Below are 14,462 nucleotides of genomic sequence, written 5' to 3' on the forward strand. Positions count from 1 at the left end.
TGACTACTCAATAGAATTCTAATGGATATGATTATAACCGTTTGATAATCACGTATATATGGATTAAGTAAACTTAAGGAGGTTTAATATGGCAACTATATTAAAAAACTTTTCTAGTGAACACAATTTAAAACTGTTTGTAGTCGGATTATTTTTTTTAATAGGAGGCTTTCCATTAAGCTTTATTATTATTATCCTTGTTCAGGAGGCAATATTTCACCCTAATACTTACTTAATATTTAGCACCCCAATAACCTCCAATATTATATTTTCACTTAGCTTGGTAATATTAACAATTGGGTTAGCTTTAATAATTAACTATACTTCAAAGTTAATAAAGAGTATTGGTGCTTTAGTAATTCTGCTCAGTACAGTTCTACTCTTACTTTCCTTTTATAATTATACTTCTTTTGATAAGGATGGTTTACACATAAATAGATGGGTTACTTTTAATGAGCAATTTTATCCGTGGGAAAGTGTAGAGAATGTAACTCAATTAAATAAAAACGGTCATCCCAGTAAGATAGAATTTACCTTTGAGAATGATAAAGTATATATTTACTCAATTGATAGTAAGTGGTTCTCAAAAAGGCATGAGTTTACTCAATTATTAAGGAATAATAATATAAATTTTAATTATAGAGACTTAGAGTAAATTGTACTTGAAGTTCAAATGCCATTCGATGCCTTCAGATGTTTGATATTTATGATTTATATTGTGTTTTAGATAGCGGTGCCTTTTCTATCTTTAATAAGAATAGAAAGACATTAAAGCAATTATTGCAACAAAGTAATTTATTCGATAATGAAAAGTTGGATGAAATGACTTTAGAGGGATACGATCAATTCATAAACTCTCATAAGAGGAACAAACGAATACTAGGTTTTTTCCCATTAGATTGTATTGGAGATCCAGAACAGACTAAAGTAAACTATGGAAGATTAAAAGAGCTTACAGATGCTAACATCTTTCCGGTTTGGCAGATTACAGACTCTTTAGAGGCTTTGGATCAATTGGTTGAGGAAGAGCCTGAGATAATTGGATTAGGCGGTTGTATACCTTTTCTGAGCAGCAGAAAACATATTGTTAGGGGTATACTCGATCAAGTAACAAAGAGACACCCTAATGTTTGTTTTCATGGATTAGGCTTAGCAGATGAAATGCTCCTAGAGTTTAATCTATTCTCTGCAGACTCCACAAGCTTTCTTAATGCAAGAAAGTGGGAAGGGGGAAACAAGATATATCTTTCAAATGGCGAGCGGATTAATGCTCCTGAATCAATGTCCATAATAGATATAATCAAACAAAATATTCAGTTTTTATTAGGACTTGAAGAAATAAAAAGCAGGCAGTTATCTTTTCCAGAACTGCTAGTGTGTTAAATGCCAATTTTGCTGACCTCTTGGTCGGCTTTTTTTAATACCAAGAAAATTTTATTGTGAAATTCTACAATAAAAATTATTAGTGTTCTTATGATGAAGATAGGAGTTAAAACTCTACACTTAACCTTTGGGAGGAAATATGAACATGAACAAGAAATTATTGAGCATTACTCTGGCTTCCGCAATAACTTTTAGTGGAGCCGCAGCATTACCAACAGGAGCTTCTGCTGCCTCAAATTTATCGAGTAACTTAGGAGTAGTTGAAATTAGTACCAGCCTAATAAAAACCGAGGTAGCAGCATTTGATGAGTTTCAAAAAGCAACCTGGGAAAATATTAATATTGGTACTAAAAAAGCGGGTGAAATGAACAAATTCCAGATCGAACTTGCAGAGATTCAAAAACTTGCGAAAGTAAAAGACGCTGAAGTAAATCTTGAAAGAGCAAAAGCAGAGTTCAATCAATTAAGAACTAAAAATCCTCAATTAGCGAAACAAAAACTTGATGAAGCCCATAGGAAGTTTGAGCAAGCAAGAGTAAGAGCCGGAGAAGAGTTTAAGCTTCAAGCACAGAAAATACAGACTGATTTCGCAAGAGAGAGAAGCAAAATTAAATCAATGACTTCACAAAACGATAAAGTGATGAAAGATAAGGGCACTAAGGTTCGGAAGACAACTGGCGTTGAAGAGGTACAAAATGCTATTGTACTAGTCAATGAGTATAAAAATAATAAGGTGGATAGTATTCAGGATTATGCAGTAGCCGAAAAAGAAACAAATAAAATCTCTGCTCAAATTTTAGAGCGCGAATATTTTATCAGCAAATTAGATACAGAAATCATGAAAATAAAAAATAATTTAAGTGATAAAGGGTACCGCGCTAAAATGGATGCTTTGAATAAAGAATACCAGCTGCAGAGCAATAAATTGCAAGAGCAATATGCAAAAATTAGAGTTAATGAGAATCAGCGTTACCAAGCGGTCAATAAACGGGCCCAAGATTCAATTTCCTTATTAAAACTAAGGCTCAAGACAATTAGTAAGTAATTATTGTTTTATCCTTTATTAGATATATGGTAATCTAGTTTTAATTAAACATATCTAATGGGAGAACCCACATTACAGAATGCATTAACCTCATTCTGTAATTGTGGGTTCTCTTTTTTTGTATTTAAAACGAGGATAAATTATAGGAGGATAAAGATGATAAAAAAATTAGATAGAAAATCGAAGGCACAAGTCGGTGAAGAAATCTTATTCACAAGACAAGGAAAGGAGCATGAAGGAATAGTTTATAAAGTACAGGACAACAGTGTCCTTGTGGTAATTTCAAATGATTCTAAGGAGTGTTTAGGTTACGAAAATAACAACACTGTGGTTGCTCATAAAAACTACTGTGTGTTGAAACCAGCTAAAAGATTTCACAATTAAAAAACATCACATTATGATATTTTAATAAGATTATGAATTTGCGTTTTTGGAGGCAACTGTGGAACTGAAAAAACAGATTGATCATTTAGATCATAAAAGAACTAACGAGAATACTGAAATCGTAAATTTAAAAGAAATTCACAGGAGAAAATGGATAAGGCTGCAGCTCGAATTGAATAATTCATCTATTCCCCGAACAATGTATGAGTCCTTAGAGAGAATATATTTTTTCCTTATACAACACTCGAATCTCAAAAGCATTGATTTTATAGATACTGATTGTCTTATCAAGTATATAATGCAAAATGCAAAGAAAGAGTTCAAAGACGTTACCCTTAAACAAACCATTAAAGATATAAAGCATCTACAACATTTCCTATAAATATTAGAGGGATTAAGCACCCACCCAAAATTGATCTCTCTCTCCAAAATATAGACTTATGGACAAGACTATAATACTCTCGATCTTAACAATCATTCCAAAAGGACCAATCTTGTAGGTGGATGTAATTTACGCTATGATATATTTAATAGAATATTAAACTATAAAATGGGAATCCCCCAAGAGTACGCAGTAACCACCTTACTGTGTCTCTTGGGGGTTTTTTGTTTGGAGGTAAGTCATGAAAAGGTTAGCAACATTATCAGCTGCCCTTGTTATAGGAGTAGGCAGTCTCCCGGGTCCTGTCCTTGCCGAAACAAACAGTACTGTTTCTAGGATTGAGAACCAAATTGAAGGTATACAGCAGCAAATAGTTAAAATGGATAGCACCATTAATCAATTTCAAAATGAGAAGGCCGTTTTAAAGAATCATATCGAAAGATTAAAAACGGCCATATTAGATAACCGCGCGAAGATAAAAGAAGCTAGAGAGGAGAGCTTTCGACTAGAAACTGAAATTCAAGAGCTGAAACTAAATATCAAGCCCCTGCAAGACAGAGTTTCTATAATTCCAACTTATGATTCAACACTTTTGCCAACTCACCAAAGGATCCAACCGATTCCTTCAGCATTGGAAACGACCAAACAGATTATAACTGAAACTGAAACACTTAATCTGTTAATAGAGAAAGAAGAAGCAATTACGCCTAAATTAAAACAGCAACAAAGCCTGGAACTCGAACTAAAGGGTATGGCTGATCTTTTAAGCGAGCAAATAGCTGAAAAAGATAAGCTTCTTTCGGAATTAGAAATTAAGGAAAAACAAAATCATGAAGCTAAAGAAACCTTGGAAAAAGAAAGAGAAATACTCTCTAAACAAAAAACAAGTATTGAAAAGGCGATTGAAAATGAAAAAGCACGGAAGAATGAGAATTTAGGAGATTTACAAGTGGATAAACCTAGCACATCAATTTTTGTTCCATCGTCTCCTAAAGGCCAGGTTCCTCCTGAATACATGAAGTACTACCTTCATGCTGAACATGAATATGGGATTCCTTGGTACTACTTGGCCTCCCTACACGGAATAGAAACTGATTTTTCTAGACACCCAACAATGATTTCATCAGTAGGAGCAGTCGGTCACATGCAGGTGCGACCATAAGGTCACATAAGAAATTTCCATTAGCAAGGAACAGGTTAGACCACAACGACCTGTCGTCACCCAGCTTATCCGTGAGGGAAACCAAATATCGGGGAGTGTAGCATGCTGGGAAAGCCATAAGTTACTGAAATACCACAGTACGACTGAATGGCAAGGCGAAAAGTTGTAAATGAGGATAAAAGCTAAACTGCCTGAATGACAGTCCGAGGGGGTTAATGGTCCACCTATAACGGAAGGTATTTATAAACGTTATACAGTCAAAGGAAGCGAGATAATTGAAGGCTTGGTTTCTGATAACACAACCGATTAATTGCGTGTCAGTTGTGCAGTGGTCTAAGGCTGACCATCTTCAATAAGAAGAAAAGGGCGAACGTCATATCCGACATTACAACGTGCTTGTTCTTATGTGTACTAAATGGTGATTACCTAAGTTGGAAAGCCGTTAGGCTATGCACAAAGGTGCTGAATATCCAATAAGGTAACGGAGTTCCTGTAGTAGTCCGAGGTAAGGAAAGCTTACCACATGGCGAAGGGGAACAGTTTATCTAGTCTAACTTAAATTGGAAAGGAGCGTGAGGCTCTATGAGAAGTCCAAAAGTAGTGTTAGACAATCTAGCGAAGCAAACAATTCGAAAAGATTATAAATTTCAAAGGCTCTATAGAAACCTTTACAACATGGAGTTTTATCTTATCGCATATGCGAAGATTTACTCCAAAGAAGGCAATATGACAGAAGGTGTAGATGGGCAAACCATTGATGGTATGAGTCTTGAACGTATTGAAAAACTTATCGAAAAACTAAAAGATTTTAGTTATCAACCTAAACCGTCTAAACGAGTCTATATCCGTAAAAAGAATGGCGGTAAAAGACCTCTAGGTATTCCATCTTTTGAAGATAAGCTATTACAAGAAGTTGTGCGAATGATACTTGAAAGCATCTATGAGAAGAATTTTTCCGAAATGTCTCACGGTTTCCGCCCTATGAGAAGTTGCCATACCGCATTGGCTCAAGTGAAAGATAGATTTACGGGAGTCAAATGGTTCATTGAAGGCGATATTAAGAGCTTTTTCGATAATATTGACCATCATACTCTTATTGGAATACTAAAAAGAAAAATTGATGATGAACACTTCATCAATCTGATATGGAAATTCCTAAGAGCTGGGTACCTAGAAGACTGGCATTTTAACAAAACATACAGCGGGGCTCCACAAGGCGGAATCATTAGTCCGATTCTCTCGAACATTTACCTAAACGAACTTGATCACTTTATGAAAGAATATAAAACTAAATTTGATAAAGGGAAAAGTCGAAAAAGGTTAAAAGAATATCGAACTCGAGAAGCTAGACTATCTAGAGCAAGGGCAAGATACAAAGAGAAATGGGACGAAATGAAAACGGAAGAGAAAGAAGAAGCACAACTACATGTTAATAAACTTAAAGAACACATGATGGAACTTCCTTACAAGGACCCAATGGACGATAACTTTAAAAGAATTCAATACGTTAGATACGCTGATGATATCCTAATAGGAGTCATTGGGAGTAAAGTAGACTGTAGGAATATTAAGCGTGACATCACTCAATTTCTGGAGAATGAATTAAAAATTGAATTATCACAAGAAAAAACGCTAATTACTCATTCTAAAAAGAGAGCGAGATTCCTAGGGTACGACGTAAAAATCAGTCATGATAACTTAACGACTAAATACGAAACAAATGGACATAAACGGCGTACTAGAACTATGTGTTGCGAACTTTTACTCCCTCATGAAGTTTGGAGAAACAAACTGATTGAATACAAAGCGTTAAAAATAGACCCAAACACAAAGAAATGGAAGTCAGCTCATCGAGCGCACCTACTTCAAAATGACGATTTAGAGATACTTTCAACGTATAACGCTGAAATAAGAGGTTTGTACAATTACTATAGATTGGCGAATAACGTCTATAAACTGCATGGTTTTAAGCACATTATGGAATACAGCATGTATAAAACATTCGCCAACAAATACAAATCAAGCGTTAAAAAGATAATCAATAAATTCAACATAAATGGTCATTTTGGCGTTAGATATGATACTGCCAAAGGAAAAAAGGTTTCCTTCTTCTATAATGATGGATTTAAAAAGCTAAATCTCATCTCTAAAGAAGAAACAATAGACGTTATCCCTTCGGGAAGAAATATAATTTATAATCGAACGAGTTTAATTGAAAGACTTTTAGCTGGCCAATGTGAATGGTGCGGAAAGACAAATCTTCCACTAGAAATACATCACATTAAAAAGCTAAAAGACCTTAAAGGCAAGAAGAGATGGGAGAAGCGAATGATTGAACGTAATCGCAAAACCATGGCACTTTGTAAGGAATGCCATCTCAACTTGCATAACGGGAAGCTAGATTGATAAATGGAGAGCCGTATACATCGAGAGGTGTACGTATGGTTCGGGGAGGAGTTCTCGGAAACCTACCATAGAAATTATGGAAAGGCGCTGGGTTCTTACTCTACTTCATGCCGGCAACTTGGGTAGGTCATAAATATGAAACAAGCGGCGGGTTAGTTGCCCCAGACATTGATATAACGGATATAACCCTAATTAAAGCGGGATCTGGGTACGGAGTAGATGCAGATAATGACGGTATAGCAAGCCCTTGGAGCATCGCTGATAGCGTGGCCTCTGCCGCTAAATATCTTGCTAGTCATGGATTCAAAAAAGATGTGAGAAAGGCGATATGGCACTATAACCACGCTGATTGGTATGTAGATAAGGTCATTGCACAAGCAGAAGTATACAAAAACAGCATGAATGTTAATAAAGATGGTGAAATAAATATTACTCCTGGTGCAGACAATGATGTAACCACTATAGGTAACCGGTGGATAAATAACTCAGTATATGTCTTTGGGGGTGGAAGAAACCAAAACGATATTAAAATGGGAAGATTCGATTGTTCCAGCTTTGTCCATTGGGCATTTTCTCAGGTCGGTGTTAAATTAGGGGAGTTAACATCTGTCAGCTAGAAACACTGAAACACTTAGGTACAGCCATTAAGGTGGAGGATATGCAGCCGGGTGATCTCGTATTCTTTGACACATACAAAAAGGATGGCCACGTGGGTATATATTTAGGTGATGGGAACTTTATAGGGGCTCAAAGTTCTACTGGAGTAGCGATTGCAAATATGAATGATGGCTACTGGAAAGAAAAATTTAATCATAGGGTAAAACGCATTGATTACGCCAAAAAATAATATTGTATAAATAGTTGTTAGAAAGCAGGAGGAGCATTTAAAAGCTTCACCTGTTTTTTTAGTTGAAAAATGAAGAGGTGCCTCTGACGGGATTCGAACCCGCACTCCTTTCGTAAGCATAGGCTAGGGGAGAACACGCTTCCCTACGGACTTTCACCGGCTAGGAATTTCACCTGCCTCAGCTAATTTGCTTTTCGGTGCTTCTGAAACCCTTGCCTTGCGACCCGGTTACTACAATGTTTTCCGGCGCTCTTCCCTTCTAGAGCTACAGAGGCATTTTTGTATTATATTCTTTAACTTTATGGAGTATCAATAAATTTTTCTTTTATTAAATTTAGTTTCCTATGAGTAAAAAAATTACAATTATCAAGCATAATAGCGGAGTACCATATCTTTTCTTGATTTTACGATTAGTTCCAGGAATCAATGTAATTAAGTAGTAAAGGGGCATTATAATTAACAGGGGAAGCAGGGACTTTGCAAAGAATGGGAGATTTTCAATGCTTAAAAAGAACCTACCAATAATCAAAAGAGGGATTACAGTTATTAAATAGGACAGTGACACCATCTCACACCTTTAATTTTCCTAAATTGTACCAAACAATTATTTGAATCACAAGGTATATTAGGTATCTTAGCAGGTAATGAAAGTCGGGGAGCTAGTACACTTGGATGACATCTTTAATATGAAATTTATGTTGACCTTGGTATAGTACTTAGCGTTTAAAATGTTTAATGGAATCTATAGCGCTTACGCTGGTATTAGGCTATTTAGGGCCAAATGATATTGTGTTTATATAATAAAGGGGCTATTTTCCTCGTATAAACGAACTGTTTTATTGAAAATTCGGAAAATAAATTTACTTTATCTACCTTCCTAAAGATAATAGACATAACTAAATGAATAGGAGGGAAACATTGTGACCAAAAAAGTACTCATCGTATTTGCTCTTTTTGCATTATTGATTACCGGAGGGACAAGCCTGTCACTTGCCGACAGTATAACCGAGCAGCTTGAGTTAAATGGAAAGACGTTAAGCACGGTTACTGTAAATGGAAAGCCTTATGTATCAGTGAAACAGGTAGCCCAAGCTTCAGGAGGGGAAGTACATAAAAATGCCAATACATTCGTCATTGGCTCAAGGCTCGACCATATTTTAAAGAAGGGTGTGATTCGGGTAGGAACAACTGGTGATTATAAGCCATTTACGTACTTTAATCCGGAAACAAAAGAGTATGAAGGATATGATATCGAAGCGGCTAAATTAATGGCAGCAGACCTTGGGGTGAAGATCACTTTCGTTAAAACTTCCTGGCCAACCTTAATGGAGGACCTCCATAAAAATAAGTTTGATATCGCGGTTGGCGGAATCAGCCGCAATACTGAACGGCAAAAAACAGCACACTTAACACATCCTTATATAAATGACGGAAAGGCTCCTTTAATACGACAGGAAGATAAAGAGAAATATACAAGTTTGGAAGCGATTGACCAGCCAAATGTCACCATCGGTGTAAACCCAGGGGGAACCAACCAAAAATTCGTGAATGCCAACATTACACAAGCAAAGGTTGTCGTAATCGAAAACAATCTGGATATTCCGAACATGGTTGCTGAAGAAAAAGTAGACGTGATGATTACGGACAGCATTGAGGCCATCTACTATGCAAGCCAGGATTCCAGGCTTTACGCGGCTTTGACGGACAATACGTTCACGAAAAGCCAAAAAGGCTACCTTATGCATCGTGGGGATGCAGTATTTCAGAACTGGGTTAATCTCTGGATGGAGGAGATGGAGCTCAATGGAGAATTTGACCGATTAAAAGAAAAGTGGATATACAATAAGGGAGTATAATAGAAAAGGTAGGCCAGACATCTATATCCTATGCTATTCTATTAGAAAAAGAGATGACAGAATAAAACGGGTGGTTTTGCAGCAGAAATACTACAGGTTTAACTTCAGCTGTGATTGTTGCTGCCAGTACAACAGGAAAACGCTATTCTATTAAAGGGCGCTTTTATGGAATAAAATTTAGATTATTAAAAGACTTTATAGTTATTCATTTAAGTAATGTAATTCACAATACAAAGATATTAAACAACTATATTAAACACCGTCTAGGTTAACTGGACGGTGTTTGTGTGATTATAAAGGCAAAATTAAACATCTTTATTCTAACTGAACAGAAACGGCCCTATTATTCTCCAATTATCTAATCTAAAGCGGGATGGAGAAAGAGGGGACCTTTATGGTATTAGGTCAATAAAGTAGACACAATTTTTATAGATTTTTATCTTCTACCGCGCTTTCGCTTGGTGGCCTCTTCATTCAGGTACAGAATGTATTCTGTACCTGAATGAAGAGGAAAAGTTATGTCTTTTACTTAACTTGCAGTCTTGTTAAAGTACATACGTTCGTATTCGGATGGCGAAAAATATCCATTTGCCGAATGTATTCTTTTGGCATTATAGAAAATCTCGATATATTCATAGATTTCTTTTTTTGCCTGTTCCCTTGTCTTATATTTTGTTAAATAGATTAATTCTTTTTTCAGTACACTGTGAAAGGATTCTATACACGCGTTGTCGTAACAGTTTCCTTTTCTACTCATACTTACATCCATTTGGTAGGCTGACAATTTCTTTTGGTAATCATTTGAACAATACTGGCTCCCACGGTCTGAATGGTGGAGGACCGATCCAAGTGTTGGCTGCTGGCGATAATAGGCCCGTTCTAATGCGTTAATAACCAAATCTTTGGTCATGGTTTTGTCGACCGACCAGCCTACAATTTTTCTGGAGAATAAATCCATTACGCTTGCCAGATAAAGCCATCCTTCTGATGTTGGAACATAAGTAATATCAGCCACCCAAACTTTATTCGGCTTAGTAACTTTAAACTCTTGATTAAGCTTGTTTTCATAGACAGGGAGTGTATGTTTTGAATTTGTAGTCGCTTTATGTTTTTTAACTGTCTTAGACCGCAAATTTTCTTTTTTCATGATACGGGCTACTGTTTTTTGACAAACAGATATTCCTTTTCTTTCAAGATCTTTGGCAATCTTTGGACTTCCATAAAGACTCCTAGATTCCAGGTAGGATTTATGAACGAATTTAACCAAAGTCTTATGTCGCTTTGTTTTTTCGCTTTCAGGGCGATCCACCCATTTGTGGTAACCGCTTCGGGAAACATTCATGACCTTGCACATCTTCTCCACACGGAATTTGAAGCGATTCTCATAGATGAATGAGAAAATTACCGATGGTCTTTCGCGAAGAAGTGCATAGCCTTTTTTAGAATAGCATTTTCCTCTTCCAAGTCACGAATACGTTTTTGAAAGGTTCGCATCTGCTGTTCCTCTGTCATTTTAGGAATGGCCTCATCCATAAACTCATCAGAGTATTTCTTTTTCCAATTATGAATCGTGTTGGGGCTGATATCTAAATCCCGAGCTGTTTGTGCTACTGATTTGTTTTGTTCAATCATCATTTGGACAGTACTTCTTTTAAAATCTTCATCAAATGTTTTTCTGTTCATGTAGACACCTCAATTTATTAGTTACTTTAATAATAAACTGTGTCTACTTTTGAGTCTAACAGCATTAAGGTTTATCACATTACTAAGAGTTGAATTCCTATGGAGGAGAATTTAAAAGCTTCACCTGTTTTTTAGTTGATAAATGAAGAGATGCCTCTGACGGGATTCGAACCCGCATTCCTTTCGTAAGCATAGGCTAGGGGAGAACATGCTTCCCTACGGTATAGAGGATGTTTTTTAACAAATGAAAGAAAAGATTAGTGAAAAAAGCTGCTTCAGATAATTTATAGAATTATATCTCCTTTCACTTTGTATTAAAGAAGAGTAAAAATAAGGAGATGACCAATGTGAAAAAAATTACTGTCTATTCCGCTGACTATTGCGGTTATTGTCGTGCAACTAAGGATTGGCTAGCAAAACATCAATTATCTTATACCGAATTAGATATCACTAATAATGAAATACAAGAAGAATTTCAGAAATATAAAACACCTGGAATCCCACTAATTCTTGTTACGGACGAAGATACCGGCCACACTATTCAGATTAGAGGGTTTAATATTGGTGAGTTAACCGAAGCATTATTTTAAGCCGAATTTTATTCGGCATTTTATTTTTATTAATCTTCTTTCACTTTATAGGGAAAGGGGTGAAAAATGTGATAAATAATAAAAATTTGATTCTAGGACCGCAACAAATTATTACTGTTTTTGAAGCTCTTAGTACAATCCCTGAGAATTTAGACATCATCAGGGCAAGAGAAGTTTGGTCTCAATCAAAACAAGGTGATGGTATTATCGTAGCAACTATTGATACAGGAGTAGAAAAAGAACATCCAGATTTAAAGGATAATATTATTAGCGGGTATAACTTTACTGCAGATGATAGTCCAAATGTCTTTAAAGATTATACAGGCCATGGAACTCATGTTGCTGGGATTATTGCCGCTAGTGATAATGGAAAGGGAATTGTCGGTGTGGCACCAAAGAGCAAAATTTTAGCGCTAAAAGTAATTGATAGAAATGGGCTGGGAAGTTACGAAAATCTTATTCGAGCCATTCATTATGCAACCCATTGGATTGGTGATAATGGAGAAAGAGTGAATATCATCAATATGTCTTTAGGGGGACAAGAGCCCAACAATTTACTGCACAAAGCAATAAAAGAAGCTAGGCAAAAAGGGATTGTGCTTGTTTCAGCAGCTGGTAATGAGGGTGACGGTGAAGACGAGTCTTTTGAACGTTCTTATCCCGGATACTACAAAGAGGTTATTCAAATCGGTTCTATCACAAGAGATTTCAGACCATCTGTTTTCTCAAATACGAATGTAAATCTTGACTTTGTGGCACCTGGAGAAGATGTACTTTCAACACATTTGAACGGGCGCTATGTACAATTATCTGGTACATCTATGGCAGCCCCTTATGTTGCCGGAGCAGCAGCCTTAATTTTAAAGATTATTGATCCAGACAATCTAAACCCTCCGATGATTCCCTATCTTGTGTATCAGTATCTTCTTGAACATAAAAAACCATTAAATTTTTCTTTTAATCAGGTTGGAAATGGACTAATTCAATTAACTACTTAAAAGAGTGGCCTCCGGGTCACTCTTTTATTTGAAGATATTTCTAATCTATTTTGAGTTGATATATGGAAGATAAAATAAAATATTTACAAATTAACCCAATATATAGAACATATGTTCGAAAATGGTTTACAATTAATAGGTAAGAATCACTTTATATTATGAGGAAAAATAATATCAATATAAAGGTGATAGTATTTTTATGGAGGATTCTGCTATATGGACAAAAAGCTACCGTTAAAAAGTACAGAGTTTAAAAATCCTTTGATTAAGGGCTTTTTGGAAAATGAAATGAATAGAGAATTATACAAAAAAGCCATTTATGACTTTACAGAAGAAAACAAAAGATTAGTGGAAGATGCTTTTGCTGAATATTATGAGAGAGTCAGAAGGACGGCTTATTTTAGTAGTATGATTAAGTTTATGGGTATTGATTTCGACAAAAAATTACGTAAATTAAACAACCGCTTTATGCTCACCTTGGACCAACCTCTCAAAACTGAAACAAATGAAGGATCGACCATGAAGGATATGCTAATTGATTCTGCTGCACCATCATTATATGAAGGTGACGACACCCTTTCATCAAAAATCTCAGATAAGAAATTGTGTGAAGCCTTAGAAAGGCTAACACCAAAACAAGCAATAGTTTTAGAAATGATATATGTTAAAGAGCTTTCCAATAAGGAAATAGCAGATATCTTTCAAACTTCACCACAAAATATTTCCAATACCCATAAGAAAGCTTTAAAAAAGTTAAAAACACTAATGGAAGGTGATTTATAAATGACTAAAGAAGATTGTTGCACTAAAGAAATAAAAGAAATTTTAGTATTGTTCGAACCAAAAATAAGAAAAACCTTGCTACAAACTGCAGTTCAAGATCGTGAAGACTTAGCTCAGGAAATGAGATTAAAATTAATAGAAAAATATCGAAATATACAATTTAACAAAGCACCAAAGTTTTGGGACCTTGTTAATTTTTAATATATGGCGGTTTACTTTCTCTTTGTATCATTCACTTTATTATATATAAAACGGTGGTGGCATAGCCAAGTGGTAAGGCAAAGGTCTGCAAAACCTTTATCCCCGGTTCAAATCCGGGTGTCACCTCTAAATACTATAATGAGGTGAATATAACATATGAAAGTGATTGAAAATGGTACTGAGACAATTGAAATAGAATTTAAAAAGTTGAATCGTATCAAAAGTGACTTATTCAAGATTGCTAAGTGTATAGATGAATGTACGAATAAATCAGAGAAAGAATTTTATCAAATTATTTGTTTAGAGTACTCTAAAGAGTTGAAACAAATGAAAGACTCTATTGAACAAACTTATAATGTTGAATTACACAGTTGTTGTACTAACAGGCCTAAATAAATGACATTGGGAAATATGTTAGATAATTTATAAATTCAAAAAGCTTATTGAGACAGTTCTCAATAAGCTTTTTTCTGTTTAACCTATACATCTCGGCACTCCGCCGATCTTAAACTTGTATACCTCCTTTAGGGTATCTATATCCTATTCTGTAAATCCATTCATGACTAACGAACCCTTTCACTAAGCATATATGGTAAAATTAGGCCTAAATAAAAGTGAAAAGAATGATGATATGTCTGATTTTGATAAGGAAATATTCCATATTTTATTTTATCTGTACAATGAAGAATGAATATTTCGATACTTATTTAGTCAATAAAATGGCAGCAACCAATCTAGTTTA

At 35.4% G+C, this 14,462-nt stretch carries 15 protein-coding genes and 1 tRNA gene; 15 read left to right on the forward strand and 1 reads right to left on the reverse strand.

What is annotated here, in order from left to right:
• Window positions 1-88 precede the first annotated feature (88 nt).
• The 9 genes from AC0VZ9_RS28335 to AC0VZ9_RS28375 all read left to right on the forward strand — a co-directional run bounded on the left by AC0VZ9_RS28335 (window position 89) and on the right by AC0VZ9_RS28375 (window position 9,465).
• Window positions 89-655, forward strand: coding sequence for an EbsA family protein (locus AC0VZ9_RS28335; protein ID WP_251171444.1), 567 nt, complete (start codon window positions 89-91; stop codon window positions 653-655).
• Window positions 656-693: 38 nt separating this feature from the next.
• Window positions 694-1,383, forward strand: coding sequence for a hypothetical protein (locus AC0VZ9_RS28340; protein WP_341071783.1), 690 nt, complete (start codon window positions 694-696; stop codon window positions 1,381-1,383).
• Between the two features lie 145 nt (window positions 1,384-1,528).
• On the forward strand, window positions 1,529-2,428 hold the full coding sequence (locus tag AC0VZ9_RS28345) for a hypothetical protein (RefSeq protein ID WP_159866830.1): 900 nt from the start codon (window positions 1,529-1,531) through the stop codon (window positions 2,426-2,428).
• A 156-nt stretch (window positions 2,429-2,584) separates the two neighbouring features.
• A complete protein-coding gene (locus tag AC0VZ9_RS28350; protein WP_019380836.1) occupies window positions 2,585-2,812 on the forward strand; it encodes a DUF2187 family protein in 228 nt (75 codons plus the stop codon).
• Between the two features lie 623 nt (window positions 2,813-3,435).
• A complete protein-coding gene (locus tag AC0VZ9_RS28355; RefSeq protein ID WP_475397531.1) occupies window positions 3,436-4,356 on the forward strand; it encodes a hypothetical protein in 921 nt (306 codons plus the stop codon).
• A 582-nt stretch (window positions 4,357-4,938) separates the two neighbouring features.
• On the forward strand, window positions 4,939-6,762 hold the full coding sequence (locus AC0VZ9_RS28360; protein ID WP_475397532.1) for a reverse transcriptase/maturase family protein: 1,824 nt from the start codon (window positions 4,939-4,941) through the stop codon (window positions 6,760-6,762).
• Between the two features lie 107 nt (window positions 6,763-6,869).
• On the forward strand, window positions 6,870-7,379 hold the full coding sequence (locus AC0VZ9_RS28365; protein ID WP_475397533.1) for a lytic murein transglycosylase: 510 nt from the start codon (window positions 6,870-6,872) through the stop codon (window positions 7,377-7,379).
• 41 nt (window positions 7,380-7,420) lie between these two features.
• Entirely contained in the window at window positions 7,421-7,609 is a 189-nt protein-coding gene (locus tag AC0VZ9_RS28370; RefSeq protein WP_268891665.1) for a C40 family peptidase, read from the forward strand.
• Between the two features lie 920 nt (window positions 7,610-8,529).
• Window positions 8,530-9,465 (forward strand): transporter substrate-binding domain-containing protein, encoded by a 936-nt coding sequence (locus tag AC0VZ9_RS28375; protein ID WP_236566245.1) that lies wholly within the window; start codon window positions 8,530-8,532, stop codon window positions 9,463-9,465.
• 529 nt (window positions 9,466-9,994) lie between these two features.
• On the opposite strand, the gene AC0VZ9_RS28380 is transcribed toward AC0VZ9_RS28375, so the two are convergent.
• A protein-coding gene (locus AC0VZ9_RS28380; protein ID WP_475396411.1) for an IS3 family transposase occupies window positions 9,995-11,148 on the reverse strand; the annotation gives its coding sequence in 2 pieces (ribosomal slippage) (window positions 9,995-10,896 and window positions 10,896-11,148; 1,155 coding nt in all).
• Window positions 11,149-11,495: 347 nt separating this feature from the next.
• On the opposite strand from AC0VZ9_RS28380, the gene AC0VZ9_RS28385 reads away from it, so the two are divergent.
• The 6 genes from AC0VZ9_RS28385 to AC0VZ9_RS28410 all read left to right on the forward strand — a co-directional run bounded on the left by AC0VZ9_RS28385 (window position 11,496) and on the right by AC0VZ9_RS28410 (window position 14,116).
• Entirely contained in the window at window positions 11,496-11,738 is a 243-nt protein-coding gene (locus AC0VZ9_RS28385) for a glutaredoxin family protein (RefSeq protein WP_159866833.1), read from the forward strand.
• Window positions 11,739-11,806: 68 nt separating this feature from the next.
• Window positions 11,807-12,736 carry a S8 family peptidase gene (locus tag AC0VZ9_RS28390; RefSeq protein ID WP_236566246.1) on the forward strand — a complete coding sequence of 310 codons (930 nt, stop codon included), beginning with the start codon at window positions 11,807-11,809 and terminating at the stop codon, window positions 12,734-12,736.
• Window positions 12,737-12,952: 216 nt separating this feature from the next.
• Complete coding sequence (locus tag AC0VZ9_RS28395; protein WP_159866836.1) at window positions 12,953-13,519, forward strand: sigma-70 family RNA polymerase sigma factor; 567 nt, start codon at window positions 12,953-12,955, stop codon at window positions 13,517-13,519.
• Window positions 13,520-13,720 carry a helix-turn-helix domain-containing protein gene (locus AC0VZ9_RS28400; protein WP_159866839.1) on the forward strand — a complete coding sequence of 67 codons (201 nt, stop codon included), beginning with the start codon at window positions 13,520-13,522 and terminating at the stop codon, window positions 13,718-13,720. It abuts the gene before it with no gap.
• Window positions 13,721-13,775: 55 nt separating this feature from the next.
• Window positions 13,776-13,846, forward strand: a tRNA-Cys gene (locus tag AC0VZ9_RS28405).
• 30 nt (window positions 13,847-13,876) lie between these two features.
• Window positions 13,877-14,116 (forward strand): hypothetical protein, encoded by a 240-nt coding sequence (locus AC0VZ9_RS28410; RefSeq protein ID WP_159866842.1) that lies wholly within the window; start codon window positions 13,877-13,879, stop codon window positions 14,114-14,116.
• Window positions 14,117-14,462 lie beyond the last annotated feature (346 nt).

The sequence above is a fragment of the Cytobacillus sp. QJM3NY_8 genome, from assembly GCF_056173585.1.

Excerpts from the sequence above, each read along its gene's own strand:
- AC0VZ9_RS28340 (WP_341071783.1), top strand. The coding sequence starts at position 694 with ATGTTTGATATTTATGATTTATATTGTGTTTTAGATAGCGGTGCCTTT.
- AC0VZ9_RS28335 (WP_251171444.1), top strand. The coding sequence starts at position 89 with ATGGCAACTATATTAAAAAACTTTTCTAGTGAACACAATTTAAAACTG.
- AC0VZ9_RS28345 (WP_159866830.1), top strand. The coding sequence starts at position 1,529 with ATGAACAAGAAATTATTGAGCATTACTCTGGCTTCCGCAATAACTTTT.
- AC0VZ9_RS28395 (WP_159866836.1), top strand. The coding sequence starts at position 12,953 with ATGGACAAAAAGCTACCGTTAAAAAGTACAGAGTTTAAAAATCCTTTG.
- AC0VZ9_RS28350 (WP_019380836.1), top strand. The coding sequence starts at position 2,585 with ATGATAAAAAAATTAGATAGAAAATCGAAGGCACAAGTCGGTGAAGAA.
- AC0VZ9_RS28410 (WP_159866842.1), top strand. The coding sequence starts at position 13,877 with ATGAAAGTGATTGAAAATGGTACTGAGACAATTGAAATAGAATTTAAA.
- AC0VZ9_RS28360 (WP_475397532.1), top strand. The coding sequence starts at position 4,939 with ATGAGAAGTCCAAAAGTAGTGTTAGACAATCTAGCGAAGCAAACAATT.
- AC0VZ9_RS28400 (WP_159866839.1), top strand. The coding sequence starts at position 13,520 with ATGACTAAAGAAGATTGTTGCACTAAAGAAATAAAAGAAATTTTAGTA.
- AC0VZ9_RS28365 (WP_475397533.1), top strand. The coding sequence starts at position 6,870 with ATGCCGGCAACTTGGGTAGGTCATAAATATGAAACAAGCGGCGGGTTA.
- AC0VZ9_RS28370 (WP_268891665.1), top strand. The coding sequence starts at position 7,421 with ATGCAGCCGGGTGATCTCGTATTCTTTGACACATACAAAAAGGATGGC.
- AC0VZ9_RS28355 (WP_475397531.1), top strand. The coding sequence starts at position 3,436 with ATGAAAAGGTTAGCAACATTATCAGCTGCCCTTGTTATAGGAGTAGGC.